Genomic DNA, 25,474 nt, shown 5'->3' on the forward strand with positions numbered 1-25,474 from the left:
TAATAGCGACGGTCTTTATTTCAATTCATTATAGAATTAAAGTGCTTGAGCTGCTGTAATTAAAGCTAACTTGTACACTTCTTCTTCGTTACATCCACGAGATAGGTCATTTACAGGCATGTTTAAGCCTTGTAAGATTGGCCCTACTGCTTCGAAGTTACCTAAACGTTGAGCGATTTTGTAGCCGATATTACCAGCTTCTAAGCTTGGGAATACGAATACGTTAGCATCACCTTTAATTGTAGAACCTGGAGCTTTTTTCTCAGCTACAGATGGTACGAATGCAGCATCGAATTGGAATTCTCCATCTAAAGTTAACTCAGGAGCCATTTCTTTTGCAATGCGAGTTGCTTCTACAACTTTTTCTGTTTCTGGAGATTTCGCAGAACCTTTTGTAGAGAAGCTTAACATAGCAACGCGTGGATCAATGCCGAATAACTCAGCAGTTTTCGCACTTTCGATACCGATTTCAGCTAAATCTTGACTGTTTGGTGCAATGTTAATTGCGCAATCAGCGAATACATATTTCTCTTCTTCACGTACCATGATGAATACGCCAGAAGTTTTTGTAACGCCTGGTTTTGTTTTAATAATTTGAAGTGCTGGACGAACTGTATCAGCTGTAGAGTGAGCTGCACCACTTACTAGACCGTGTGCTTTGCCCATGTATACAAGCATTGTACCGAAGTAGTTTTCGTCTTTAAGGATTTTGCGAGCGTCTTCTTCAGTTGCTTTACCTTTACGGCGTTCAACGAAAGATGCTACCATTGCATCCATTTCTTCGTATGTAGCTGGGTCGTAAATATCAACGCCTGCTAATGTTAAATTCATGCTAGCAGCTTTTGCGCTAATTTCTTCTCTATTACCAACTAAGATTGGTTTTACTAACTCTTCTTTTGCTAAACGCTCTGCAGCGCCTAAAATTCTTTCATCAGTTCCTTCAGGAAGTACGATAGAAATGCCTTTTCCTTGAACTTTTTCTTTTACTGTTGTAAATAAGTTGCTCACGAATAAACCCTCCTACATATGTTAAAAAAACTCTATCTTTAAGAATACTGCTTTTCTTCTATATTTTAAACTTATAGCTCCCAAAAAATAGATAAAATAAAAATGATTATATTTTCATAAAATTCAGCCGTTAAATTCACCTTGCTTAAACACTTAAATGTGACAATTTTATGCGCCAAGGTTTTATATAGATGATTTTAAAACTATATATGCTATAGTTAACGTGTAAAACTATCATTAACTGAGGTGAATAGAATGAGTGAAGCAACAACAACGTTAGATGGCTGGTATTGTTTACATGATTTACGTTCTATTGATTGGGCTGCATGGAAAACATTATCTAGCGACGAACGCGGACAAGCAGTGTCTGAATTTTTAAATGTCGTTGAAAAATGGAACGAAGTAGCTACTGCGAAAAAAGGTAGTCACGCAATGTATACAGTTGTTGGCCAAAAAGCTGATATTATGCTTATGATTTTACGTCCAACAATGGAAGAGTTAAATGAAATTGAGACAGAATTGAATAAAACAACTTTAGCTGAATATATGGTTCCTGCATATTCTTACGTATCTGTTGTTGAATTAAGCAACTATCTTCCAGCTGATGAGGATCCATACCAAAACCCGCAAATTTTAGCTCGCTTATATCCTGAATTGCCGAAAGCAAATCATATTTGCTTCTATCCAATGGATAAGCGTCGCCAAGGTGATGACAACTGGTACATGCTTCCTATGGAAGAGCGTAAAAAAATGATGTACAGTCATAGTAAAATTGGACGTCAATACGCAGGTAAAGTACGCCAAGTGATTTCAGGGTCTGTTGGATTCGACGATTTCGAATGGGGCGTAACATTATTCGCTGACGATGTTCTTCAATTTAAAAAACTTATATATGAAATGCGCTTCGATGAAGTAAGTGCTCGTTATGGTGAATTTGGAACATTCTTCGTTGGAAACATTTTACCAGACGAAAAAGTAGAGAAATTTTTACACATATAAATGGTGAAAAGGAACGAAATTCGTTCCTTTTTTTATTCTTCTCTATATTTATCCTCAAAAATCCCCTTTTTTCTGCACTTTTGAAGAAAAACCGACATTTTTTCAAATTTATTGTAAAATTGTAACCTTTTTATATGTAAAGATATGCTAAAATGATACGAGCTATATGCTAAATAACGATGCGAAGGTGATAATCTATATGAAAAAAATTTTGTCTATTTTACTATTGCTTGTATTGTCAATTTCTTCCTTAGGAGTAACAATATCCCATGCAGAAGAAAAAATACATATTGAGGCAGCCGCTGCACTTTTATTTGATGCAGATACAGGAAAAATACTTCACGAGCAAAATCCAGATGAATTGCTAGCTATTGCTAGTATGTCGAAATTAATTGTTGTTTACGCTGTTTTAGAAGCAATTAAAGACGGAAAAATCACATGGGATACGAAAGTAAATATTTCTGATTACGCTTATGAAGTCTCTCGTAATAATGAATTCTCTAATGTACCGTTCGAAAAAGGACGTCAATATACTGTAAAAGAATTATATCATTCTATTGTTATATTCTCTGCAAATGGATCTAGTATCGCTTTAGCAGAACTTCTTGCAGGAAGTGAGAAAAACTTCTTAAATCTTGCAAATGAACATGCTAAAAAGCTAGGATTAAAGAAATATAAATTTGTAAACGCTACTGGCTTAAATAACGCTGACTTAAAAGGAAAACATCCTGAGGGTACTGATCCAAATGCAGAAAACTCTATGTCAGCTCGTGATATGGGTATGCTTTCAAAAGCAATGATTACAAAGTATCCAGAAATGCTAGAGGATACAAAACAAAGATTTAGAAACTTCCCAGACAATCACCCAAAACCAATTCGTATGGAAAACTGGAATTGGATGTTACCAGGAGCTGCTTTCGCTTATGAAGGTACTGATGGTTTAAAAACTGGAAGTTCTGATACAGCTGGATACGGATTTACTATTACTGCTAAACGTGGTGATGTACGTCTTATCTCGGTTATTATTAAAACAAAATCAATGGATGAACGTTTCACAGAATCTCGTGAATTAATCGAATATGGATTTAATAACTTTGAAAAACAAAAACTAAAAGTTAATAAGAACAATACAATCTCTGTAGTAAAAGGGAAAGAAGACCAAGTAACTGTTGCACCCGAAAAAGAAATAACAGTAATTGCGAAAAAAGGTAGCAAAGAACCTTATAAAATTGGGACTGAATTAGATAAATCTCTTGCTGAAGATGGACATTTAGTTGCTCCTATTAAGAAAGATGCCAAAGTAGGCTCAATTACTTTAGAATCAACTGATAAATATGGTTTCTTAGACGGTAGTAAAAGTATGAAAGTTACTGCAAAAACGACAGAGGAAGTTGAAGAAGCAAATTGGTTTGTGTTAACAATGCGCTCTATTGGTGATTTCTTCTCAAACTTATGGTCTAAAGTTTTTTAATAAAAAAGCTGGCTCACGCTAGCTTTTTTTATTTTCCACTCTCAATGTAAAACTTCGTTTGGTTGTCATATCTGAGTCCTTTTCCTCATACGTATGAACTAGTAATTGTTACACACTTCATCTAGAGATAAACCTCTTTCCAAAAGGTATTACAAAAAGAGAGGTGACACATAATGGGAGTTATTGCTTATAACGAAGAAGATGTAAAGTTGTTAGCTAGACTGATGCGTGCTGAAGCCGAAGGAGAAGGACAACAAGGAATGTTAATGGTCGGAAACGTTGGGGTAAATCGTGTCCGTGGAAATTGTTTAGACTTTAAAAGCATTCGTAATTTACGTCAAATGGTTTATCAAAACCCCGGCGGTTTTGAAGCAACGCAAAAAGGATACTTTTATCAACGGGCACGTGAACAAGATATTGCCCTAGCGAGACGGACCATTCAAGGGCAACGTTTTTGGCCTGCCAACTTTGCCTTATGGTTCTTTAGACCTGAAGGGGCATGTCCACCAACTTGGTATAACCAACAAAACTCTGGTCGCTTTAAAAAACACTGCTTCTTCCAGCCATCTGCTGGAGACTGCCCTAGCGTATATTAAGGAATAAAAATGAGGAGGGATTTTTGAATGGCACAGCAACAAAATCCGTACTATGGAACAGGTTTTTATCAACCATCTGGAACTTATGTACAACCGCAACAAATGACTCAACAACAGCAGCAAGCGATGCAACAACAAACAGCTCAAGCTGCGCAAGCTCAATATGCAATTTCTCAAGGCATGTTACCTCTAGAGCAATCCTATATTGAAAATATCCTTCGTTTAAACAAAGGTAAGCAGGCTACGGTTGTAATGACTTATGAACGTGGCAGTTCCCTTGGTACACAATCTTATACAGGTATTATTGAAGCAGCTGGCCGTGACCATATTGTTATTAGTGAACCGCAATCAGGAAAACGCTATTTACTACTAATGATCTACTTAGATTACGTAGAGTTTCCAGAAGAAATTACGTATTTACCTAGTCAACAAGCAACTTATACTCCAAGACCATAAAAAAAGCTGGCAAATGCCAGCTTTTGTTTTTTTATAATCCTTTTACAACTGCAGTCCCTACTAGAATCCACGCCACAATAAACGCTACACCACCAAGAGGTGTAATTGGACCAAAGAACTTAATGCCTGTCGTACTTAATGCATACAAACTACCTGAGAACATAAGAATTCCAGCTACCATTAGCCAACCAGCAGTAGTTAAAAGTGATGATTGAACCTTATCCATCAATAAAGCAACTACGAATAGTCCACCTGCATGAAACATTTGATATGTAACGCCTGTTTTCCAAACTTCTAACATTTTTGCAGAAATTTTATTTTCTAAACCGTGTGCTCCAAAGGCCCCTAACGCAACAGATAGCCCCGCTGCAATACAACCTAGTAAAAAGAAAATTTTCATCTTAATTCCCCTTTTTTACCTTTATCATAAGCAATTTTTGCATATAAGCCAAACGATTTATCTTCTAAAAATCAAATAAAGAATTACCGTTTGCATCACTTTCTTTTATATATACTGGCTCCCCAGAAACAGGTGCAATTGGTTGCATAGTTGTTACTGGTTGTGATCCAATTACTTGCGATTGAATTTTCGGTTCTCTATATGTAGATGTTTCAACTTGTTCATCTAATAATAAGTCACATAAAGCACGCACAACTAATAAATGTTCTTTTGACTTTTGTCCTTCACTACTTTTTGCCTTCACAATTTCATTCGCCATTTTATTTAAAATCTTGTCGCTAGATATTTGCATTCCTTATCACCTCGTACTTTGTAATTCTTTCTCGAATTGTCCCAATTTTTCTACTGAACCAAATACTATTATCATATCACGTTCTTTCAATTTTTCCTGCCCTGTTGGATTATGTATAATATTCCCATTTCTTGAAATCGCTAATATTGTTACATCAAACTGATTCCTTACATTACTCTCTAGTAACGATTTACCAACTAATATTGAATCTTTTCCAACTAGAATTTCTTCAATGACAAATGACTGTTCTACTCCATACAACACTGTATCAATATAATGAACGGTTAATGGATTTGCAATACCTTTTGCGATATGAATACCCGCCATACTAGATGGGTTAATAACCTTATTTGCACCAGCACGCCTTAATTTCTCTTCAGTTTCTGGCTTTTCAGATCTCGCCACAATTTTAATCGTATCGTTTAACCCTCTTGCTGTTAATGTAATAAATACATTTTCGGCATCATTTGCAACAATAGCAACTAAACCAGCTGCTTTTAAAATTCCGGCATTATGTAATACTTGATCTTCCGTTGCATCTCCATGTACAAATAAAAGCTTTTCCTGCTCCAATATACTTTCATCTTTATCAACAACGACAAATGGAATATTCTTTTCTTGCAATTCATGTACAACTTGAAGCCCCACTCTACCGCAACCACATACTATAATATGATTTTTCAACTGCGCTATTTGTTTATCCATCTTCTTCCTCCGTACTGCATGAAATAAATTCCCTTCAATAATCATAGCTGCCACTACCCCAATTGCATACGTAACAATACCTACGCCAACAGGAATAATAAGAAGCGCAAATACTTTCCCCGCTTGCGTTACAGGAACGGCATCTCCGTATCCAACAGTCAATACAGTAATCATTGTCATCCAAAATGCTTGAAACAAACTAATCTCTTCAATCGTCATAAATCCTATCGTTCCTAGAATTACAACAAAAGTCATACATATAACTGCTATCCATAATTGCTTACGTGCATTCATACCGTGTTTCAACTCTTTTCTCTATCTACAATCTTTGCCAGTGGAAATAAAATACGTATATACTAGATACGGAATCTATGAAAGAGGTTGATATAATGAAGACATTTCTTTCCGCCTTACAATGGGCACTATTTATTTTAGCTGGAAGCCTTATTGTACCAATTAGTGTCGCAACTAGTTATGGTCTTAATGGCGCTGAAGCCATCGCATTCGTACAAAGAACATTATTTGTTCTAGGTTTTGCTGGTCTCTTGCAAGCTATATTTGGGCATAAACTTCCTATTCAAGAAGGTCCTGCTGGCCTTTGGTGGGGAATTTTCTCCCTTTACGCAAGTTTAGGCGTCGTACTATTTGGATCAAATAATGAGACACTTAAAGTTCTTCAATATGCTTTCTTATTAAGCGGTATTATTTGTATTATTCTTAGCGTTTTTGGACTTATTGATAAACTCGTTCGCTATTTTACACCGACAGTCATTGGAACGTATTTATTTCTTCTTGTCGCGCAGCTTAGTGGCTCCTTCTTAAAGGGAATGTTTGGCCTTGATGGAAAACATACAGAAGTACAATCTAACGTATTTATTCTTTCACTCATTGTTATTTTACTATCCTTTTTCATCATGAAGCTACCTATTATTGGACAATATTCCGTTCTTTTCAGCATCATATGCGGCTGGATAGTATTCGCATGCTTCGGATTATCTAATCCAATAACACCAGTGACAGACATAATCCGTTTTCCATCCTTATTTGTTTTCGGAATGCCTCGTGTTGAATGGAACATGGTAATTACGGTCATTTTCGTTACACTCTTACTTCTAACAAATATGTTAGCAAGTATTCGCGTTGTACAAAAGGTTGTCTCTAAATATGAAGAAAACGCTACATCAGATCGTTTTAAACAAGCTGGCATTATAACAGGAATCAACCAATTGCTAGGCGGCCTATTTTCAGCTATTGGGCCTGTCGCTATTTCTGGATCAGCAGGTTTTATTGCAACGACTAATATTTATAAACGTCTCCCGTTTATATTAGGGTCGAGCTTTATTATTGTCGTTAGTATATTTCCAAAGATTACTTCATTCTTTGCAGCAATCCCTGTTGCAGTTGGTTATGCCGCTATTTATCCTGTATTCGCAAGCATGATTGGCCTCGCCTTTCGAGAATACGAAACTGTCCAGGATAAAGAACGATTATTTAAAGTAGCCGGTCTTTCAATCTTTACAGGAGTCGGAGTTATGTTTGTTCCAGCAGGAGCATATTCCACACTTCCACCATTTCTAGCATCGTTTTTAAGTAATGGTCTCGTTCTTGGATCTGTAATGGCAATCTTGCTAGAAATACTATTTTCTCGTTCCACAGCAAAACAAATATCTTAAATTGGAAAACTTCCATTATTGCACTCTACCTTTAGAGTTGTTACGATAAAATCAAACTTTAATCATTGGGGTTTTATTCATCCCCAATGATTATTAACCAATATTATGAGCAACACACTCATAATAATTTATCTACTTCTTTTCAAAGAGGTTTGATGTCTTACTATTATTCCTCAATCTCTTCATGAACATGTATTTTGATTTCAATTAAAGAAAGGAATTTTCTATATGACTTATAAAATGATTGTTTTAGATTTAGATGATACTTTATTACGTGATGACCATACTATTTCACCTCGTACGAAAGAAGCGTTAATGACTGCACAAGAGCAAGGCGTAAAGGTTGTACTTGCTTCTGGACGTCCAACGTTCGGTATGCGCAATGTAGCGAAAGAACTTCGTTTGGGAGAATATGGCAGTTTCATTCTATCTTTTAATGGTGCAAAAATTATTAACTGTAAAACAAACGAAGAAATCTTTAGTAGTACACTATCTCCTGAAATCGTTCACAACCTATTTGAAATTAGTCAAACTGAAGATGTATGGATTCATACTTATATGGGCGATGATATCGTAACGGAAGAAAATAATCCTTATACTGAAATTGAGGGCGATATTACTGGTATGCCAATTGTTGTAGTAGATGACTTTAAGGCTGCTGTTAAAGAGCCCGTAGTAAAAGTATTAATGAATAAAGAAGCTGAACGCCTTGTTGAAGTTGAAAAGAAACTACAAAAACAGCTAGAAGGCCAATTAAGCGTGATGCGTTCGAAACCATTCTTCTTGGAATTTACTGAAGCTGGTGTTACAAAAGGAACGAGCTTAAACAAACTGATCCAAAAGCTTGGCATTAAGCGTGAAGAAGTTATCGCAATGGGCGATAGCTATAACGACCAAGCGATGATTGAATTTGCTGGTCTTGGTGTTGCAATGGGCAATGCACCTGATGATATTAAAGAAATTGCAAACTACGTAACAGATACAAATATGAACGATGGTGTTGCAAAAGTTGTAGAGAAATTCGTTTTAAAAACGGATGTACTTGTTTAATATTTTCATTCACAAAACCTATTTGAAGTCAAATACTTCAAATAGGTTTTTATTTAAATTCTCATGCTTTTGTGACTATATTTTGAACTTTGCACTATTCTCGTAGTGTAAACTTTCTTTTTGTATATAATGAAACAAAATAGACTATTTTATTTTGAAAAAGAATACAAATTTACTATATACAAGCATACGTTAAAGGAGGCTACTTTATGTTATCTACACCAATCGGACGATTAAGAGCAATTGGACTAGTTGAGGGTATTTCTTTCCTATTACTATTATTTGTAGCAATGCCATTGAAATATTTCGCGGGATTTGCAACAGCTGTTAAAATTACAGGCATGGCTCATGGTGTTCTATTTATTCTATTCATCTTTGCAGTAATTCAAGTAACAATCGTACACCGTAAATCAATTTCATGGGCACTTGGAGCATTTGTTTCATCAGTTATCCCATTTGGCACTTTTGTACTAGATGCAAAATTAAAGAACGAGCAACAATAATAAAAAGGTAGTTAACGACTGTTAACTACCTTTTCTATTTATAAATTTGGAATTTCCCAATCAATTTCTCTTTCGCCCATATTAGCTAAAATCGTATTTACTTTAGAGTATGGCTTACTACCAAAGAAACCACGTCTTGCCGATAATGGGCTTGGATGTACAGATTCGATAATATGATGATTCGGATTCGTAATTAACTTCTTCTTCGCCTGCGCATGGCGCCCCCACAATATGAAAATAACTGGCTTTTCACGTTCGTTCAACAGTTCAATTACACGATCTGTGAAGTTCTCCCATCCTTTTCCCTTATGAGAATTTGCTTCGCCTTGACGAACTGTTAATACGGTATTTAGTAATAATACTCCTTGTTCCGCCCATTTTACTAAATAACCGTTATTCGGGATTTCATAACCATATTCATCTCGAAGTTCTTTATACATATTTAACAATGACGGTGGTGTTTTAACACCAGGTTGCACAGAAAAGCTTAAACCATGCGCTTGATTCGGTCCATGATATGGATCTTGTCCTAAAATAACAACCTTTGTATTTTCATAACTTGTATACTGAAGAGCGTTAAAAATATCTTCTACCTTCGGATAAACAACATGCGTGCTGTATTCTTCTGTCAAAAAACTGGATAGAGTAAGATAATACTCTTTCTCGAATTCTGGTGCCAATAGTGGCTCCCAATCATTCTTTAAAACATTTTCCATACTGTCACTTCCTGTCTAATTAATTCACCATATCCTGTCTTGTAAATACTACGAACGAAATAACAAGAGAAACAACTGCCCAAACAGTTAAATTCATCAAAGAAAATCCCATCGATAAACCTTGTAATGCAGGTAATTTTCCTGATAAATAATCCGTTAATGATAAATTCACACTAAAAATATATTTCGCGCCTTCCCAAGATGTTGCGAACGAGCTTAAAATACCGCCTGCAATTAATGCAGCTAGCATAACGCCCATACCAGCTGGTGTATTACGAATTAAAACAGAGACCATAAATGATATAGTTCCGACAACGATAGCAACAAACCAGGCTAGTCCATACGCCATTAAGATGTATTGCCACTGCGGAATAAGATGCACAAAGTTCGTATTTAACGTTTCCTTATCAATAACAAATCCTGTTAAAACAGGTAAATTCCATCCCGAGTACCCAAATACAAGCCCTGATAATATGTAAGCAAACAAGCCTACAAGAAACAGTATGAGCGAAATGAAAAATAACATCGTCACGTATTTACTAAGGAGTATTTTCCAGCGCCGAATTGGCCGCGTAAGTAACATCTTCATCGTCCCATCACTTCGTTCTCCTGAAACGATATCAATGGCTACAATCATTACGAGAAGCGGAATAAATAATGTAATTCCTTGTTCAATAAATGCTCTGACAAAAGTTGGTGCACCCGGTGCCATCGGATTAATATCATGATCTAAATAATATTGTTGTTGCTCAACTCTTACCTTTAACCAATCACGCCATTCTTCTGGCAACCTAGAATTGTTCAACCGGTTCTGAGAATCAACAATTTGCTGTTGCAATGAAACCTTCCAATCGGTTGTACCGAGCCTTTTTTGTGTCGTTTCTATTTCACGATACTGCGCATACACAAAAAGCGGGATCAAGATTGCTAAAATAAGCATGACAACAAAAATACGTTTCTTACGGTAAATTTTTTCTGATTCATTTAAAACTAGATTCGCAAATTCACGCATGCTGCTCACCCCTTGTGAGTTCAATAAATAAATCTTCTAGCGTAAATACAAGCTCCTTAACGCTATGTACATCTATCTCATTTTCTACAAAGTGTTTATTCCAACTACTTATAGATGCAATATCCATGCGGCATAGTAATCGCTCGCCTTCTACACTTACTTCCCTTACTTCTTCGGCTGCTTCTAGCATATCTTTCGCCTTAGAAATTGGTGTAACAATCCATTCTACACGATCACTTGCTGTTTTAATTAATTCTTCAACCTTGGCAACTGTTATCATCTTTCCTTTATGAATAATAGCAACGCGATCGCATATCATTTGCACTTCACTTAGCAAGTGGCTTGAAATAAACACGCTCATATTTTCTTCTTTTACAAGCTTATGTATAAATTCCCTAAGTTCTCTAATCCCTGCTGGATCTAAACCATTCGTTGGCTCATCTAATATGAGCAATTTTGGATTCCCAAGGAGCGCCTGCGCAATTCCAAGGCGTTGTTTCATACCAAGTGAGTACGTTTTTACCTTATCATGAATTCTTTCATCTAAATGAACCATTTCAGCAATTTCAATAATACGTTCATCTGATATATCACCTAACATACGAGCAAATTGCTTTAAATTTTCCCATCCCGTTAAATATGTATACAACTCTGGGTTTTCAACGATACTCCCAATTTGACGCATCGCTTCTCTGAAATTTTCCTTAATCGAATAACCACCGATAAAAATCGTACCTTCTGTCGCCTTAATCAATCCGACTAACATTCGAATGGTAGTCGTCTTTCCAGCACCATTTGGTCCTAAGAACCCGAACACTTCTCCTTGCTTTACATCAAAGGAAATATTCTCTACAAGAGTCTTCTTTCCAATTACCTTCTTCAAATCTCGTACGGAAAGTATCGTCGTCATTTTACCCCTCCTTGTTCTAGTTTTAATTTACTTACAACATTTTGAACTAAACGTTCTGCCATATACGTATAACCTACTTCGTTCGGATGAAAATGATCAGAGTATAATAAATCTTTCCCGCGGTTTTGGAATAAATCAAATGTCGGTGTAATATACACATTTTTATCGTTTAGCGCTAACTTCTCTAAAGATGCATTCCAGTCCACAACAATGTTTGAAGACCCTTTTAAATCTTCTACATCTTCAAAAGGATTGTATAAACCAAGCCAAAAAATCGGACTATCTGTATTTAATTTACGAATTTCTTCTATAATTTTCTTTGCTTCATTTTGAAACGTTTCTGTGTCAGGACGATACGTCTCTAAATCTATTTTCCCAAGCGATTCCCAGCCTGGGAACAAATCATTCCCACCAATCGTTAACACGATTACATCTGCTTGCCTAATTGAATATTGAGCGCCATTACTTTCAATTTGTTTTAATAAATCGGGCATTTTTGCACCACTAACTGCTAAATTTGTTAATGCAATTTTTTGCTTATAATCTTTTTGTAAATCCTCTTTCATTCGCCCAACATAGCCAATTCCTTCTTTATCACCAACGCCACGCGTTAATGAATCACCTAAACTAACGATTTGTAACGTTCCCGTTTTCTTTTTCTCTTTTGCCACTACATCGGTCTTTTTAATTAAATTTGAAGCTTTCGGATTTAATACATCATTTACACCTGAAACAAAGCCATATGCAAATAAACAGAAAGATGCAATTGTAATGAGTAGAATTACTTTTACTACTTTTGATCTCATATCAAAACCCCTTTTAGCCCTCATAGATTGTCCATAATTATACCAAACGAAATTTTGAAAAGCGATTTTCACACCTTCTCAATTACGTCGTTTCTCTATCTACTAACTCTGGTAATAACTCTATATGCTTCACATCTAATTTCTCTTCATTAATCTTTTCATATAATAATTCAAACGCTTTTACTCCAACGTTTTTACTAGAATGCGAAATCGTCGTTATACCCAATATATCTGCCACCTCTTGATCATCACACCCGATAATCGTAATATCCTCTGGAATACGAATTCCTTGTTTTTTTGCTTCTGTAACCATCCCTGCTGCAATATGGTTACAAGATACAAGGAACGCCGTCGGTTTTACTGACATATGAGCCCATTCTCTAATTACATTGCGTCCATCTTCCACTGTAAAACAACCCTCAAATTTCCAGGTCTCTAACGGTGTTACGATACTCTGTTGAAGCGAATCTTCATATGCCTTCTTTCGTCTTTGGCTATTAACACTATTACTTCTTCCAATACAATATCCAATATGTGTATGACCGGCATCTATTAAGCTTTTCATCCCAAGTGAAAATACTTTGTAGTAATCGATATGGACACTTGAAATGCATTTTGAATCTATTTCTTCACACATAACAATCGGGCCGAATTTCGTATATTCTTCAAGCTTCTCCTTACTATTTGCCCGAGAACAAATAATAACCCCATCAAGCTTTTTCATTTTTAACATATTTAAAATTTCTAGTTCTCTTTCTTCGCTATAATTCGTCTGGCAAAGCATCATATTATAATTATTCTTGGCTGTCTCTTTTGATATCCCCTCGATAATAGCGCTATAATATTGATCATTTACGTGTGGCAATAAAACGCCAATTACATTCGTTTTTCCTTTCACTAAATGAATTGCATTCACGTTTTGCGTGTAATTTAATTCTTCTATAATCGCTAGAATTTCTTTTCGTTTCTGTTCATTTACGTACGGATGATTATTTAGTACACGTGAAACAGTTGAAACAGATACTCCAGCAAGTTCAGCAATCTTTCTTATATTTGTCATCTCATTTTCCCCTTCTCACAAAAATTCTCCCTTGACCTGGTAAGCTTTCCACAATATATCCTTTCCTAGCAAATACATTTAGAAAGGATATACAACTATGCTTCGATTCAAATTAGAATATATATTTTTCATTGGCGGTTTACTCATTCTTGCCATCGGTATTAATATGATGACGACAATTACTTCCTTTGGACTTAGCCCTTATGATTCCTTCTTTATTGCACTATATCAAAATTTTGGCATAAGTATTGGTTTTTGGATTTTTATGATTAACTTTGCCTTTACACTTATCGTACTCTTTTGGAATAAAAAACAAATTACAATCGGTACAATTGTAACGATGGTTCTTATTTCTCTTTTTGTTGATTGGATTGGTTCCATTACAACTATTATGGACGCTATCCGCTCTCTTCCAAAATATATAACACTTATTTGCGGAAATCTATTCGTTGGAGCTGGAATTGGTCTTTACGTCTCTACAAACTTTTGTGCAGCGCCTCAAGAAGCTTTCGTTTTAACGGTTGCTGAGAAGAAAAAATGGACGTTTAGAAGAACAGAGATTTCATTAGCCTTTTTATTTTTAACGTTAAGCTTTTTATTAGATGGACCTATCTATTTTGGAACAATCATCTTATCCTTTACAACAGGCTGGATTATCCAAGCATTTATTCAATTTGGTACGCAGATTTTAAATAGAAAAGAGCCTATTAAGCAAGCTGCTTAATAGGCTCTTTCTGTTTTATGGTAAGAGATACTACTTAGCATCCCCTTCAATTCGATAGTTCGCTTTCAAACAATCTATTTCTTCATACCCTTGCAACGTATGTAGAATATAATCATAATCAGCAAGAGACGCACGATGCGTTACAATTACAATTTCAGCCTTTCCTTTCTCTTCAAGCGGCATTTGAATAATTTTCTCAAAGCTAACTCCGCGCTCAGAGAACAATGAAGTAATTTTTGCAAATACACCAATTTCGTCTTTTACATGCAGTCTTAAAAACTTTTTCACGACAATTTCGTCTGGCTCTTTTAATACTTTTTGATATTGTGGGACTACAGCACTATTTCCTGTTACCCCTAATCTAATATTTTGCATTACAGCAACTAAATCCGAAACAACAGCTGTAGCTGTCGGTAAACTTCCTGCGCCTGGTCCATAAAACATCGTTTCCCCAACTGCTTCACCGTACACATACACAGCGTTATATTCATTTTGTACTGCCGCAAGAGGATGTGTATTTGGAAGTAAAGTTGGTTCAACTGTAACCTCCAATTTTTCACCATCTCGTTTTGCAAGACCGATTAATTTAATTGTATAACCTAAGCTCTTACTGTATTCAATATCTTCCTCTGTAATAGAGGTAATCCCTTTTACTTTCACGTCTCCAAGCTCTACATTTGTAGAGAAACCGAGAGTAGCTAAAATTGTCATTTTTCTTGCTGCATCTAAACCTTCTACATCTGATGTTGGATCTGCTTCTGCAAATCCAAGTTGTTGGGCTTCTTTTAACACGTCGTTGTATGCTCTCCCTTCGTCTGACATTTTCGTCAAAATAAAATTTGTCGTTCCATTTACAATTCCCATTACTTTCGTAATAAGATCTGAAGAAAGTCCTTCTACGATACTGCGTAAAATTGGAATTCCCCCTGCCACACTCGCCTCATAGAATAAATCAGCCTTATTATCTTTTGCTGTCGCTAATAATTCAGCTCCATGTAATGCCATTAAGTCTTTATTTGCAGTTACAACATGCTTTCCGCTTTTTAAAGCTTGTAAAATATATGATTTTGCATCATCAATGCCACCCATCACTTCAATGACAACATCAATATTTGGATTATCTAAAATTTCATTTGCATCTTGTGTTAATAGAGTAGAAGGTACCTCTACCTCTCTCTCTTTCTCAATGTTTTGCACTAATACTTTCGTTACCTTCACTGGACAACCTACTTGGTGTATGAGTCGTTCTTGATGATCCGTAATAATACGAACCACACCACTGCCAACTGTCCCAAGACCTAATAACCCAACTTGAATTTCTTTCATAGTACTGTCCACCCCTCAAAAATTGTGTTTAGATGAAATTATATGAGTAAAAAATCCGAAAAACAATGTATTTTGAACATTCGGAAAAATAAAGGTTGATCTTTACAAGGAAAACGTTGCCACGTGTTACACAATCTTTCTTTACAATATATAAGGGGTTTCTTGATACACGTAATAATTCAACCAATTAGAAAACAATAAATTACCATGACTTCTCCACCTAACAAGCGGCTTTTCATCTGGATTATTATGTTTAAAATAGTTTTTTGGCACATCAATATTTAATCCCTTGTCACGATCTCGTTCGTATTCTTGTTTTAACGTCTCACAACTATATTCGCTATGTCCAAGGGCAAACACTTGCCTTCCTTCTGGCCCAATAACAAGGTGAACACCTGCTTCTTCAGAGTTTGCTAACAATGTTAATTCTTTCACTTCTCTAATATCATTCTCCCGTACTTCTGTATGACGAGAATGCGGAGCAAAAAACAATTCATCAAATCCTTGTAACAATTTCACATGTTGCTCGCAAACTTCATGTTCAAATACACCGAACATTTTTTCCTTAAGGGGATACTTTGGAACACCATAATGATAGTACAAGCCAGCCTGTGCCCCCCAGCAAATATGGAGCGTAGATGTTACATTCGTTTTTGAATACTCCATAATATGTTTAAGCTCTTCCCAATAATCTACCTCTTCAAAAGCAAGGGTCTCCACTGGCGCTCCTGTAATAATGAGCCCATCAAACTTTTCATTTTCAATATCACGAAACGTTTTATAAAAGCTTGTTAAATGTTCTTGCGTTACATTACGAGATAGATGTGATTCCATATGAAGCAAATGAACATCTAATTGTAACGGTGTGTTTCCAATTAAGCGAAGTAATTGTGCCTCTGTGTCTTGCTTCGTTGGCATTAAATTTAATATAGCAATTTTCAAAGCGCGTATATCTTGTGTTTCCGCTCGCTCCTTCGTCATTACAAAAATATTTTCTTTTTGTAACACTTTGCGAGCCGGTAAATCTTTATCAATTATGATCGGCATGTGTTTTGCCCCCAACTAGAGCTGCTTCCAAATCTACAATAATATCAGAAACATCTTCTATACCAACTGATAAACGAATTAAATCAGATGTAACACCAGCTAAACGCTGATCTTCAGCATTTAATTGTCTATGCGTCGTACTAGCAGGATGTATAACGCAAGTTCGTGCATCAGCTACGTGTGTTACAAGAGTTGCTAGTTTTACATTTGCGATAAATTCTTTTGCTGCTTCTAATCCGCCTTTAATACCGAAAGTTAAAACACCACTAGCACCTTTTTTCAAGTACTGTTGTGCCAATGAGTAATTTTCATTACTATCTAAGCCCGGATAATTCACCCATTCAATACGTTCATGATTAGCAAGCCACTTAGCAACTGCAAGAGCATTTTCACTATGACGTTCCATTCGTAAATGCAATGTTTCTAAGCCAATATTGCTAATATATGCATTGAATGGGCTCATACAATTTCCATAATCTCTTAATAGCTGAACACGTGCTTTCACAATATACGCTGCTGCACCAAAGTTTTGAACGTAACTTACACCGTGATAACTTGGATCTGGTTCAACAAGTTCAGGATACTTTCCATTTGTCCAATCAAAGTTTCCACCGTCAATTACAATACCGCCTAAGGAGCTCGCATGCCCATCGATATACTTCGTCGTAGAATGAACAATAATATTTGCCCCATGTTCAAACGCCTGGCATAAATAAGGAGTTGCTAATGTATTATCAACGATAAAAGGTACCTCTAATTCTTTAGCAGCAGCTGAAAATTCTTTAAAATTTAAAACATTCATCGCTGGATTTCCTAACGATTCTGCATAGATAAGTTTCGTCTTGTCATTAGCAAGCGCCGTAATTTCATCTGCCGTTAAATTTGGATTAAAGAACGTAACATCAATGCCCAGTTTACGCAAACTCACTCCAAATAAATTAAACGTTCCCCCGTAAACCGTTGAAGAACAAAGTAAATGATCCCCACTACTACAAATATTTAAAACTGCGAGCATAATAGCTGCTTGCCCAGAAGCCGTTGCAACAGCTCCTACACCGCCTTCTAAATCTGATAACTTCTGCTCAAATGCGGCTAGAGTAGGGTTTCCAATACGTGTATAAATATATCCTTCTGCCTCTAAGTTAAATAGGGCTGCTAAATCATCTGAAGTATCGTATTTATATGTTGTACTTTGATAAAGTGGTAAAACACGTGGTTCACCATTTTTTGGCGTATAGCCACCTTGCACACAAATTGTTCCTTTTCCCCATGATTCTCCCATCTCTCATTCTCCTTTCTTTTATACAAAATAAAAAACTGCCCCTTTCCTGAAAACAAGAAAGGAGCAGTTTGAAAACACGCTCTAAAGGCTCTTTCTTATCTCTCAGGATTACTACCTGCAGGATTTGGCACAATTCCGTTATACGGCTGTTGCCAAGGTTTCATCGGGCCTGTCCCTCCACCTTTTCTTGATAAGACTATGCAATTACCGTTGATTTTATAGCAATAATTTCCTAATGTCAAACAGTTTTTCTGAATGTTCTAAAATAAATGTTAACAGTTTCATATAAAGCAACAAAAGAAATATATTCTAGTCTATTTCAAAAAAGACCTTTAAAAACCTCAAATCAGTCTATAAAATTAAATAAGTAATTTAACCTATAAATTCAAATTCCCCTAAAGTTAGCCTATATGTTGAATAGGCCATCTTCTCAAAAAGATACTATATATATTCAATCCATTTTTCACTAGTATATTTCACTTTTTTACCTACTAAGATTTACATAACGGAGGTATAACATGACAAATAAAAAAGATATGCAGTACATACTTGCTCTATATGGCATTCTTCTAGGATCTATAGTAGGAGCTACAGTCTGGTTATTTTTAGTCACAATAAATATTGGAATCCACTTTATTTGGGGATACTTGCCTGAAGTTCTCTCTTTTCCCTCTTATTACACCCTTTGCGTAACAATAATTGGCGGGGTCCTTGTTGGTCTATCACAAAAACATTTCGGTACATACCCACGCCTTATGCCTGAAGTGATGGCTGAATATAAAAAAACTGGTCGAATCGAATATCGCTTTGTCCATCAGGCTACTTTAACAGCGATTATTGTTTTAATTTTCGGTGCTAGTCTTGGTCCAGAAGCCGCACTAGTTGGAATTATAGGCGGACTGTGCACATGGGTAGGGGATCGCTTTAAATTTGCCTTAAAGGGTATGAATGAGCTAACCGAGATCGGAATTGGAGCTACTTTAAGTGTCATTTTTAACGCACCATTATTCGGTTATTTAGCACCAAATGAAAATGAGGGGGAACAAATTGCTGCTTTTTCTAAAGGAAAAAAGGCGATTGTATACTTAGCTACTACTTTCGCAGGTTTTTCTGTTTATTTACTACTGAGTAAACTCGATAATCGTGGATCCTTTATTGTTGATTTCGGGGAAGGTGCACTTTCTTTCAATGAATGGATCGCATTTCTTCCACTTGCTAGTATCGGTGCTATAGTTGGTTTCTTTTATTTCAAGTTAGAATTCACATTAGAGAAGTTAATTCACCCTTTTAGGGAATACAAACTGACACTCGGAATTATCGGTGGTATTTTATTAGGAATTGCGGGAACTTTTCTTCCGTACACATTATTTTCAGGGGAACATCAATTAAAAGAATTAGTTGTTGAATGGAGCCATTTATCTTTTTGGATACTACTTCTTTCAGGGATTTTAAAGTTGTGCATTACTGCCGTTTGTTTGAACACAGGGTGGCGAGGTGGACATATCTTCCCAATTATATTTTCCGGGTCAAGTATCGGATACGCTGTAGCATCTATTCTTCCTATAGATCCAGTAGCATCTGTTGCCATCGTAACGACAGCAATTTCAAGCTATGCGTTACGAAAGCCAATAGCTATAACATTACTATTACTTATGTTTTTCCCGCTTAATTTACTATTGCCCATGCTTGGTGCAGCTGCTATCGGGAATGCCTTTCCGCTGCCAAAACATAACGAAAATAAAAATTAATAAAAATAGGCAGTGGGGATGAAAGCTCCACTGCCTATTTTTTTATTACACATGCTGCTTTAATAACGCTTCTAACTCCTCAAAATTATGCACTTCATATGTCGGTATAATCCCACTATCATTTAATTTCCTTTCTGGATTAAACCAACAAGTATCAATTCCCGCTACATATCCACCTTTAATATCCGCGCTTAATGAATCTCCAATAATCAGCCCTTCTTCAGGTGCAAAGTTAGGAATCCGTTCAAAAACATAATCAAAATACTCTTTCATCGGCTTTTGAAAACCTGTATCTTCCGAAACAAAAACATCTTTAAACAATGAATGTAACCCTGCATTACGCAAACGTTTATCTTGCGTCTTAGAAACACCATTTGTCACTATATACAACTCATACTCCCCTTGAATTTGATTTATAAATTTAAACGCACCTTGCATGAGTTGATTTCCTTCTTCTAAGTAGTTACGGTAATTATTTTCGAATAATATTCCGTCTACTTCTTCTCCATACTCTTTAAACAACAGAGAGAATCGTGTATTTACAACTTCATTGCGTGATAGTTCACCTTTTTCAAAAGCATCCCAAAGACCTTTATTTATTTTTTTATAACGAGCCTCTATCTCGTCTGTTAAAGGGATTCCCTTCTCTTCAAAAAGCACCCGTAAAGCCACTTTTTCAGCCTTTTGGAAATCTAATAATGTATCATCTACATCAAATAGCAATGTTTTATATTTTTTCATAAACTCATCACACTCTCTTTTCTACAAAAACAAATTTACATAAATCGTATCATTCCTTCTTGTAAAGATAATAGGAGATATCTCATACTATACATAGGGGTGAAAATATGAAAATCAGCAAAAATAAGGAAGAAATTTATCAATACATGCAAATCCATCAATTCCATACCCTATTTTCATTTCATGTCTTGCCATATGTAGAGCTACATTCTTTTCAAACGAAAGAGATGATATGTAGCGAAGGAAATGCTCTCCCTTATCTCTATTACTTAATTTCTGGGAAGGCAAAAATATATATGAGTCATAAAAACGGGAAGGTTTCATTAATTAATTTTATTCAAGCACCATCTTTTATCGGGGAATTAGGATTAATAGGAGTAGAAAATATTACTAAGTCCGTTGAAGTACTAGAAGATTGTGTGTGTTTGGCACTTCCTCTTAAAGATTGTCAGCAACTTTTATTACAAGATGCAACGTTTTTACAGCACTTATGTAAATTTATTGGAGAAAAGACAATTACTCGCACTGAAAATTACGCAAAAAACTATAGTTATCCTTTTGAAAATCGATTAGCTGCTTTTATTTTATTAACAGAGCAAAATAATTGTTATATAGAAAAGCATACCGAGGCCTCGGAATATTTAAATGTCAGCTACCGTCATCTTTTATATGTATTAAATCAGTTTTGCCAACAAAATTATTTAAGAAAAGAAGGCCGAACATATTATATACAAGATCGAAATACATTAGAAAAACTTGCTGATGAACTAAAAATATAAAAAAACAGCATTAACATGTAAACGTTAATGCTGTTTTTTCGAGTGACGATTATAATTTTAATTAAAATTCACTTGCTACTTTAGCTGCTTCTTCAAGACCTACAGCGATGATTTCTTCTGCTTTATCTGGAAATTGGTTATGTCCTTCAATAACTACTGTTTCCATGTTTGTTGCGCCGAAGAAGCCCATCATACTTGCTACATATTTAACAGCCATTTCTACCTCAGCTGCTGGACCTTCTGAATATACGCCGCCTCTTGCATTTAATAATGCAATCTTCTTATCTCCGATTAGACCAACTGGACCCTCTGGCGTATATTTGAACGTTTTACCAGCACGGTTTAAATAATCAATATATGTGTGCAATACTGCTGGAATCGTTAAGTTCCATAATGGGAAGCCGAAAACAACTTTATCAGCTTCTAGGAATTGATTTAAATACTTATCGGCAACTGCTACTGCTTTTGCCTCTTCTTCTGTTAAATCAAATCCTTTACCTGCCTTGAATGTACCATTAATCATATCTACGCCTACATATGGTAATTCTTCTTTATATAAATCAAGTTCTACTACTGTATCATTTGGGTGTGCTTCTTTATAGTTTGCTAAAAATGCCTCATATAATTTTACACTAACTGCTTGTTCCGCTGGACGGTTATTTGCTTTAACGAATAAAACTGTTGCCATTATTTATTCCTCCTAGTACTCACTCTTATGTTGTTATATGCTTTCAAAAAAGGTATCCCTTGTAATTGTTGTTTTGTTGCTTACAAACATATTTTATCTTTATATAATGACAATTTCGTCCTCACATAGACGTATTTTTCCATAAAAAAAGTCCACCTTCTAAAGGCGAACTTGGTCTTACGACTTTCGTCTTATACAATTCCATTTTTCACTGCATATAATGCCGCTTGCGTACGATCAGATAAATTCAACTTACTCAAAATACTACTTACATGCGCCTTAACTGTCTTTTCTGTAATAACTAAAACAGATGCAATTTCCTTATTGCTCATCCCTTTTGCTAATAGCTGCAATACTTCATTTTCTCTCGCTGTTAGCACATCCACTTGAATAGAAGGTTCTTCTTCCTTTTCTTCTACAGGTAATGTTTGAGAGAGAAGAGCATTTGCTATATCCGGATGTAATTGAATATTACCTTTATATGCGCTTCGAATAGCCTCAACAAGCTGATCTGGTTCTACATCTTTTAAAATATAACCACTTGCTCCAGCCCTTAATGCAGGTAACACATGCGCCTGATCAGAAAAGCTAGTTAATACAATTACTTTCACATTTGGATACTCTTTTTTAATATATGCCGTCGCCTCAACACCATCCATTTCAGGCATATATAAATCCATTAATATAACATCGGGATTTGTTTCTCCTACTTTCACTAACGCTTCTTTCCCATTATTCGCTTCTCCAACTAACTCTAAATCTTCCTGTGTACTTAAGAAAAATGCTAATCCTTTTAAAACGACTGTATGATCATCAACTAACAATACTTTTATTTTCACAAACTTCCCTCATTTTCACATCATAATGGTACATTTACTTTTACGCTCGTTCGTTTATTACTACTTACAATTTTAATTGTTCCACCAACTAATTCTACTCTTTCACGCATCGTAGTCATACCTAGTGATTTCTTTTCTTTTATATTCTTTTCCACAAAGCCCTTTCCTTGATCAACTATTTCTAATGATACATTTTTCTCATTCACTGTAAAATAAATCGTCGCTTCTTTTACACCTGCATGCTTACTTACATTGTTCAGTGCTTCTTGGCCTATGCGCCACAAAGCTTCTTCTACTACACGAGGTAAATCACGAACACCCGTAACTTGCTCCCTAATTTTCAGTCCCAAATTTTCACCGTACTGCTTTAGAGCTGGCAATAATCCTTTTTCTAATCCCGCCGGACGAAGCTGCCAAATTAATGTCCTCATTTCTTTCAAAGCTCCTTGCGCAAGTTCACGCATCTCATGCAAAGATTGATCTACCTTTTCATTTTTACCTTTTAAAACTGCCTCGGCGCCTTTTGTCATGAAGGTTAATGAAAATAATTTTTGCGAAACAGAATCATGTAAATCTCTTGCTAACCGATTTCTTTCTTCCATTCGTACAAGTTCACGGCGCTGCTCGTTTAACCTCAAATTCTCTATTATTAACGAAACATGGTTCGATAATGCTTGAATTACATCTATTGTATTAGCATCAAACTCTCCATTATTCAAGCTAACACATAAAACACCAAATATATGGTTTTGAATATGTATTGGTGTAGCAATAACAGCTCGATTTAGATGTACATTATGTCCTATTTGATGTTTTATTAGAACTGGTTCATCTTGTTCTAACGCCCTCTTGGCCGCCTCTTTTACATCCTCTTGTAACTCTTCCTGAACGTAAGACGCTCGCAGAGATAATTCTTTTTCCTCCCTAATAAAAAGCGCTACTTGATTCCATTGAAATACTTCACCTACGTGATTTACCACTTTTTCAGGTAGTACATTAAACTTATGAATCGTTTTTAAATCTTGAATGAAACGCTCTAATTTCACATAATAATGTGCTCTTCTCTTTTCATTTTCATATAATTTTGTTCGCTTTAAAGCCGTACCAATTTGGAAGGCAACCGATTGGAGTAATACTAATTCTTCTTCTGAAAAATGTGTTTTACCCGGACTTGCAACATTTAACAACCCAAATTTTTCTCCCCCAGCTTTTAAGGGAACCGTAGCATGATGAAGAATGCCCTCCGTATCTCCCCAATTATATTCAATTGCATTATTAATTCTTTTACATTCAATAATATTAACGGCTCTCTCTAATTTTCCATCTACAAAACCTCGTAAACACCAACATTCACCTTCGCACATCGGGCGTTTATTTTCATATGTAAGTGCCTCTGGTAATTGATAATCAATTAACTTCGTATACTTCCCATTTTCATCCGCAAGAAAAATCCATCCTGTCGTTAAACCTGTTACACTTAGTAATTTCTCTAGGACAGCTTGCAATACATGATATGTATCATTTGATGTATTTAATGTTTCTGCAATTTCCTTTAATATAACTAATTCATTTGTACGATTATCTCGAAACATACTCAGTCTCCTGCATACAAGATTTTAAATAGCTCTTAAAATAAATCATCTACTTTTCACTTTGTACTTATTCGTAACATTGATATAATGGTGAAAACATAGTTTTCATTATATCACTCGAGGGGGCTTTCATAATGACATTAAATAAAGCACTTACTATCGCTGGTTCTGACACAAGTGGCGGTGCTGGTATACAAGCAGATTTAAAAACATTCCAAGAACTGGGCGTATACGGAATGACATCTCTTACAACAATCGTAACGATGGATCCACATAACGGTTGGGCACATAACGTATTTCCAATCCCAGCTTCTACATTAAAACCACAATTAGAAACAACAATTGAAGGTGTTGGCGTAGACGCTTTAAAAACAGGTATGCTTGGATCAGTAGAAATTATTGAAATGGTTGCAGAAACAATCGAAAAGCACAATTTCAAAAATGTAGTAGTTGACCCTGTTATGGTATGTAAAGGTGCTGATGAAGCATTACATCCTGAAACGAATGATTGCTTACGTGACGTTCTTGTTCCAAAGGCATTAGTTGTAACACCAAACTTATTTGAAGCTTACCAATTAAGTGGCGTAAAAATTAATTCTCTTGAAGACATGAAAGAAGCAGCGAAAAAGATCCATGCTTTAGGTGCGAAATACGTCCTAATTAAAGGCGGTAGCAAACTTGGTACGGAAACTGCAATCGACGTCCTATATGATGGAGAGACATTCGACCTTCTAGAATCAGAAAAAATTGATACGACAAATACACACGGCGCAGGTTGCACATATTCTGCTGCAATTACAGCAGAACTTGCAAAAGGAAAACCTGTGAAAGAAGCAGTAAAAACTGCTAAAGAATTCATCACGGCTGCTATTCGTTACTCATTCAAAATTAACGAATACGTAGGTCCAACTCACCATGGTGCATATCGTAAATTTGTTGTATCAAAAGAGCTTGTCTAATATATAAATAAAAAACACTCACAAAGTTCATA

General features: G+C 35.7%; 27 protein-coding genes and 1 riboswitch. Of the genes, 11 read left to right on the forward strand and 16 right to left on the reverse strand.

Translation table 11 applies throughout. The features are described from left to right. Positions 1 to 36: 36 nt before the first annotated feature. A complete protein-coding gene (gene pta, locus MKY21_RS27140; RefSeq protein WP_000067225.1) occupies positions 37 to 1,008 on the reverse strand; it encodes a phosphate acetyltransferase in 972 nt (323 codons plus the stop codon). A 255-nt stretch (positions 1,009 to 1,263) separates the two neighbouring features. Between pta and hemQ the strand changes: the two genes are divergently transcribed. The 4 genes from hemQ (at position 1,264) to gerQ (ending at position 4,530) form a co-directional block, all read left to right on the forward strand. Continuing rightward, positions 1,264 to 2,007 (forward strand): hydrogen peroxide-dependent heme synthase, encoded by a 744-nt coding sequence (hemQ, locus tag MKY21_RS27145; RefSeq protein ID WP_001287595.1) that lies wholly within the window; start codon positions 1,264 to 1,266, stop codon positions 2,005 to 2,007. 199 nt (positions 2,008 to 2,206) lie between these two features. Next, the gene (locus tag MKY21_RS27150; RefSeq protein WP_341077830.1) at positions 2,207 to 3,478 is read left to right on the forward strand and encodes a serine hydrolase; all 1,272 of its coding nucleotides are present in this window, start codon (positions 2,207 to 2,209) and stop codon (positions 3,476 to 3,478) included. A gap of 173 nt (positions 3,479 to 3,651) precedes the next feature. Next, positions 3,652 to 4,074 carry a cell wall hydrolase CwlJ gene (cwlJ, locus tag MKY21_RS27155; protein WP_000538167.1) on the forward strand — a complete coding sequence of 141 codons (423 nt, stop codon included), beginning with the start codon at positions 3,652 to 3,654 and terminating at the stop codon, positions 4,072 to 4,074. Positions 4,075 to 4,101: 27 nt separating this feature from the next. Further along, positions 4,102 to 4,530, forward strand: a complete 429-nt coding sequence (gene gerQ / locus MKY21_RS27160; RefSeq protein WP_000068652.1) for a spore coat protein GerQ — start codon at positions 4,102 to 4,104, stop codon at positions 4,528 to 4,530. Positions 4,531 to 4,561: 31 nt separating this feature from the next. Here gerQ and MKY21_RS27165 read toward each other — a convergent pair whose 3' ends face one another. The 3 genes from MKY21_RS27165 to MKY21_RS27175 form a co-directional block, all read right to left on the reverse strand. Further along, positions 4,562 to 4,930 carry a DUF423 domain-containing protein gene (locus MKY21_RS27165; protein WP_016118958.1) on the reverse strand — a complete coding sequence of 123 codons (369 nt, stop codon included), beginning with the start codon at positions 4,928 to 4,930 and terminating at the stop codon, positions 4,562 to 4,564. Between the two features lie 64 nt (positions 4,931 to 4,994). Next, complete coding sequence (locus tag MKY21_RS27170) at positions 4,995 to 5,282, reverse strand: YwdI family protein (protein WP_001167359.1); 288 nt, start codon at positions 5,280 to 5,282, stop codon at positions 4,995 to 4,997. A gap of 6 nt (positions 5,283 to 5,288) precedes the next feature. Beyond that, complete coding sequence (locus tag MKY21_RS27175) at positions 5,289 to 6,281, reverse strand: potassium channel family protein (RefSeq protein WP_000993984.1); 993 nt, start codon at positions 6,279 to 6,281, stop codon at positions 5,289 to 5,291. A gap of 95 nt (positions 6,282 to 6,376) precedes the next feature. Between MKY21_RS27175 and MKY21_RS27180 the strand changes: the two genes are divergently transcribed. The 3 genes from MKY21_RS27180 to MKY21_RS27190 all read left to right on the forward strand — a co-directional run bounded on the left by MKY21_RS27180 (position 6,377) and on the right by MKY21_RS27190 (position 9,213). Next, positions 6,377 to 7,660 carry a purine/pyrimidine permease gene (locus tag MKY21_RS27180; protein WP_016118959.1) on the forward strand — a complete coding sequence of 428 codons (1,284 nt, stop codon included), beginning with the start codon at positions 6,377 to 6,379 and terminating at the stop codon, positions 7,658 to 7,660. Positions 7,661 to 7,888: 228 nt separating this feature from the next. Then, on the forward strand, positions 7,889 to 8,710 hold the full coding sequence (locus MKY21_RS27185; RefSeq protein ID WP_086392772.1) for a Cof-type HAD-IIB family hydrolase: 822 nt from the start codon (positions 7,889 to 7,891) through the stop codon (positions 8,708 to 8,710). Between the two features lie 209 nt (positions 8,711 to 8,919). Further along, positions 8,920 to 9,213 carry a DUF3817 domain-containing protein gene (locus MKY21_RS27190; RefSeq protein ID WP_016118960.1) on the forward strand — a complete coding sequence of 98 codons (294 nt, stop codon included), beginning with the start codon at positions 8,920 to 8,922 and terminating at the stop codon, positions 9,211 to 9,213. 38 nt (positions 9,214 to 9,251) lie between these two features. On the opposite strand, the gene MKY21_RS27195 is transcribed toward MKY21_RS27190, so the two are convergent. Genes MKY21_RS27195 through MKY21_RS27215 form a run of 5 tightly spaced genes read right to left on the reverse strand, consistent with a single transcriptional unit; the run spans position 9,252 to position 13,717 of the window. Further along, a complete protein-coding gene (locus MKY21_RS27195) occupies positions 9,252 to 9,929 on the reverse strand; it encodes a uracil-DNA glycosylase (protein ID WP_016118961.1) in 678 nt (225 codons plus the stop codon). 19 nt (positions 9,930 to 9,948) lie between these two features. Further along, complete coding sequence (locus MKY21_RS27200; RefSeq protein ID WP_001206477.1) at positions 9,949 to 10,941, reverse strand: ABC transporter permease subunit; 993 nt, start codon at positions 10,939 to 10,941, stop codon at positions 9,949 to 9,951. Then, positions 10,934 to 11,851 (reverse strand): ABC transporter ATP-binding protein, encoded by a 918-nt coding sequence (locus MKY21_RS27205; RefSeq protein ID WP_016118962.1) that lies wholly within the window; start codon positions 11,849 to 11,851, stop codon positions 10,934 to 10,936. Before MKY21_RS27205 ends, MKY21_RS27200 begins: the two co-directional genes overlap by 8 nt. After that, positions 11,848 to 12,729 carry an SGNH/GDSL hydrolase family protein gene (locus MKY21_RS27210; protein ID WP_137074836.1) on the reverse strand — a complete coding sequence of 294 codons (882 nt, stop codon included), beginning with the start codon at positions 12,727 to 12,729 and terminating at the stop codon, positions 11,848 to 11,850. The genes MKY21_RS27205 and MKY21_RS27210 overlap by 4 nt, the downstream gene beginning before the upstream one ends. A gap of 10 nt (positions 12,730 to 12,739) precedes the next feature. Continuing rightward, positions 12,740 to 13,717 carry a LacI family DNA-binding transcriptional regulator gene (locus MKY21_RS27215; protein WP_016118963.1) on the reverse strand — a complete coding sequence of 326 codons (978 nt, stop codon included), beginning with the start codon at positions 13,715 to 13,717 and terminating at the stop codon, positions 12,740 to 12,742. A gap of 97 nt (positions 13,718 to 13,814) precedes the next feature. Between MKY21_RS27215 and MKY21_RS27220 the strand changes: the two genes are divergently transcribed. Next, a complete protein-coding gene (locus MKY21_RS27220; protein ID WP_016118964.1) occupies positions 13,815 to 14,441 on the forward strand; it encodes a YczE/YyaS/YitT family protein in 627 nt (208 codons plus the stop codon). Between the two features lie 30 nt (positions 14,442 to 14,471). Here the strand turns inward: MKY21_RS27220 and MKY21_RS27225 are convergent, their stop codons facing one another. The 3 genes from MKY21_RS27225 to MKY21_RS27235 form a co-directional block, all read right to left on the reverse strand. Then, on the reverse strand, positions 14,472 to 15,767 hold the full coding sequence (locus MKY21_RS27225; protein ID WP_000659109.1) for a homoserine dehydrogenase: 1,296 nt from the start codon (positions 15,765 to 15,767) through the stop codon (positions 14,472 to 14,474). A gap of 141 nt (positions 15,768 to 15,908) precedes the next feature. After that, positions 15,909 to 16,814 (reverse strand): homoserine O-acetyltransferase MetA, encoded by a 906-nt coding sequence (gene metA / locus MKY21_RS27230; protein WP_001121536.1) that lies wholly within the window; start codon positions 16,812 to 16,814, stop codon positions 15,909 to 15,911. Further along, a complete protein-coding gene (locus tag MKY21_RS27235; RefSeq protein ID WP_137074837.1) occupies positions 16,798 to 18,096 on the reverse strand; it encodes a bifunctional O-acetylhomoserine aminocarboxypropyltransferase/cysteine synthase in 1,299 nt (432 codons plus the stop codon). Before MKY21_RS27235 ends, metA begins: the two co-directional genes overlap by 17 nt. A 92-nt stretch (positions 18,097 to 18,188) precedes the next feature. Then, positions 18,189 to 18,293, reverse strand: a riboswitch (SAM riboswitch). A 321-nt stretch (positions 18,294 to 18,614) separates the two neighbouring features. On the opposite strand from MKY21_RS27235, the gene MKY21_RS27240 reads away from it, so the two are divergent. After that, entirely contained in the window at positions 18,615 to 19,844 is a 1,230-nt protein-coding gene (locus MKY21_RS27240; protein WP_000182464.1) for a chloride channel protein, read from the forward strand. A gap of 45 nt (positions 19,845 to 19,889) precedes the next feature. Here the strand turns inward: MKY21_RS27240 and MKY21_RS27245 are convergent, their stop codons facing one another. Further along, the gene (locus MKY21_RS27245) at positions 19,890 to 20,585 is read right to left on the reverse strand and encodes a YjjG family noncanonical pyrimidine nucleotidase (RefSeq protein ID WP_000760189.1); all 696 of its coding nucleotides are present in this window, start codon (positions 20,583 to 20,585) and stop codon (positions 19,890 to 19,892) included. A gap of 107 nt (positions 20,586 to 20,692) precedes the next feature. Here MKY21_RS27245 and MKY21_RS27250 point away from each other — a divergent pair, with 107 nt between their 5' ends. Then, on the forward strand, positions 20,693 to 21,364 hold the full coding sequence (locus MKY21_RS27250) for a transcriptional regulator YeiL (protein WP_137074485.1): 672 nt from the start codon (positions 20,693 to 20,695) through the stop codon (positions 21,362 to 21,364). A gap of 61 nt (positions 21,365 to 21,425) precedes the next feature. On the opposite strand, the gene MKY21_RS27255 is transcribed toward MKY21_RS27250, so the two are convergent. From MKY21_RS27255 to MKY21_RS27265, 3 genes are all read right to left on the reverse strand, one after another. Beyond that, entirely contained in the window at positions 21,426 to 22,052 is a 627-nt protein-coding gene (locus tag MKY21_RS27255; RefSeq protein ID WP_016118967.1) for an FMN-dependent NADH-azoreductase, read from the reverse strand. A gap of 191 nt (positions 22,053 to 22,243) precedes the next feature. After that, positions 22,244 to 22,891 carry a response regulator gene (locus MKY21_RS27260; RefSeq protein WP_000695799.1) on the reverse strand — a complete coding sequence of 216 codons (648 nt, stop codon included), beginning with the start codon at positions 22,889 to 22,891 and terminating at the stop codon, positions 22,244 to 22,246. Between the two features lie 20 nt (positions 22,892 to 22,911). Continuing rightward, positions 22,912 to 24,483 (reverse strand): GAF domain-containing sensor histidine kinase, encoded by a 1,572-nt coding sequence (locus MKY21_RS27265; protein WP_061664270.1) that lies wholly within the window; start codon positions 24,481 to 24,483, stop codon positions 22,912 to 22,914. Positions 24,484 to 24,617: 134 nt separating this feature from the next. Here MKY21_RS27265 and pdxK point away from each other — a divergent pair, with 134 nt between their 5' ends. Then, positions 24,618 to 25,442, forward strand: a complete 825-nt coding sequence (gene pdxK, locus MKY21_RS27270; RefSeq protein ID WP_000174252.1) for a pyridoxine/pyridoxal/pyridoxamine kinase — start codon at positions 24,618 to 24,620, stop codon at positions 25,440 to 25,442. Positions 25,443 to 25,474 lie beyond the last annotated feature (32 nt).

The organism is Bacillus sp. FSL R9-9497, assembly GCF_038005805.1.
GTDB lineage: Bacteria > Bacillota > Bacilli > Bacillales > Bacillaceae_G > Bacillus_A > Bacillus_A cereus.

Bases quoted from the DNA above. Each gene is read 5' to 3' on its own strand.
- hemQ (WP_001287595.1), top strand. From the start codon at position 1,264: ATGAGTGAAGCAACAACAACGTTAGATGGCTGGTATTGTTTACATGAT.
- MKY21_RS27150 (WP_341077830.1), top strand. From the start codon at position 2,207: ATGAAAAAAATTTTGTCTATTTTACTATTGCTTGTATTGTCAATTTCT.
- cwlJ (WP_000538167.1), top strand. From the start codon at position 3,652: ATGGGAGTTATTGCTTATAACGAAGAAGATGTAAAGTTGTTAGCTAGA.
- gerQ (WP_000068652.1), top strand. From the start codon at position 4,102: ATGGCACAGCAACAAAATCCGTACTATGGAACAGGTTTTTATCAACCA.
- MKY21_RS27165 (WP_016118958.1), bottom strand. From the start codon at position 4,930: ATGAAAATTTTCTTTTTACTAGGTTGTATTGCAGCGGGGCTATCTGTT.
- MKY21_RS27170 (WP_001167359.1), bottom strand. From the start codon at position 5,282: ATGCAAATATCTAGCGACAAGATTTTAAATAAAATGGCGAATGAAATT.
- MKY21_RS27175 (WP_000993984.1), bottom strand. From the start codon at position 6,281: ATGAATGCACGTAAGCAATTATGGATAGCAGTTATATGTATGACTTTT.
- MKY21_RS27180 (WP_016118959.1), top strand. From the start codon at position 6,377: ATGAAGACATTTCTTTCCGCCTTACAATGGGCACTATTTATTTTAGCT.
- MKY21_RS27185 (WP_086392772.1), top strand. From the start codon at position 7,889: ATGACTTATAAAATGATTGTTTTAGATTTAGATGATACTTTATTACGT.
- MKY21_RS27190 (WP_016118960.1), top strand. From the start codon at position 8,920: ATGTTATCTACACCAATCGGACGATTAAGAGCAATTGGACTAGTTGAG.
- MKY21_RS27195 (WP_016118961.1), bottom strand. From the start codon at position 9,929: ATGGAAAATGTTTTAAAGAATGATTGGGAGCCACTATTGGCACCAGAA.
- MKY21_RS27200 (WP_001206477.1), bottom strand. From the start codon at position 10,941: ATGCGTGAATTTGCGAATCTAGTTTTAAATGAATCAGAAAAAATTTAC.
- MKY21_RS27205 (WP_016118962.1), bottom strand. From the start codon at position 11,851: ATGACGACGATACTTTCCGTACGAGATTTGAAGAAGGTAATTGGAAAG.
- MKY21_RS27215 (WP_016118963.1), bottom strand. From the start codon at position 13,717: ATGACAAATATAAGAAAGATTGCTGAACTTGCTGGAGTATCTGTTTCA.
- MKY21_RS27220 (WP_016118964.1), top strand. From the start codon at position 13,815: ATGCTTCGATTCAAATTAGAATATATATTTTTCATTGGCGGTTTACTC.
- MKY21_RS27225 (WP_000659109.1), bottom strand. From the start codon at position 15,767: ATGAAAGAAATTCAAGTTGGGTTATTAGGTCTTGGGACAGTTGGCAGT.
- metA (WP_001121536.1), bottom strand. From the start codon at position 16,814: ATGCCGATCATAATTGATAAAGATTTACCGGCTCGCAAAGTGTTACAA.
- MKY21_RS27235 (WP_137074837.1), bottom strand. From the start codon at position 18,096: ATGGGAGAATCATGGGGAAAAGGAACAATTTGTGTGCAAGGTGGCTAT.
- MKY21_RS27240 (WP_000182464.1), top strand. From the start codon at position 18,615: ATGACAAATAAAAAAGATATGCAGTACATACTTGCTCTATATGGCATT.
- MKY21_RS27245 (WP_000760189.1), bottom strand. From the start codon at position 20,585: ATGAAAAAATATAAAACATTGCTATTTGATGTAGATGATACATTATTA.
- MKY21_RS27250 (WP_137074485.1), top strand. From the start codon at position 20,693: ATGAAAATCAGCAAAAATAAGGAAGAAATTTATCAATACATGCAAATC.
- MKY21_RS27255 (WP_016118967.1), bottom strand. From the start codon at position 22,052: ATGGCAACAGTTTTATTCGTTAAAGCAAATAACCGTCCAGCGGAACAA.
- MKY21_RS27265 (WP_061664270.1), bottom strand. From the start codon at position 24,483: ATGTTTCGAGATAATCGTACAAATGAATTAGTTATATTAAAGGAAATT.
- pdxK (WP_000174252.1), top strand. From the start codon at position 24,618: ATGACATTAAATAAAGCACTTACTATCGCTGGTTCTGACACAAGTGGC.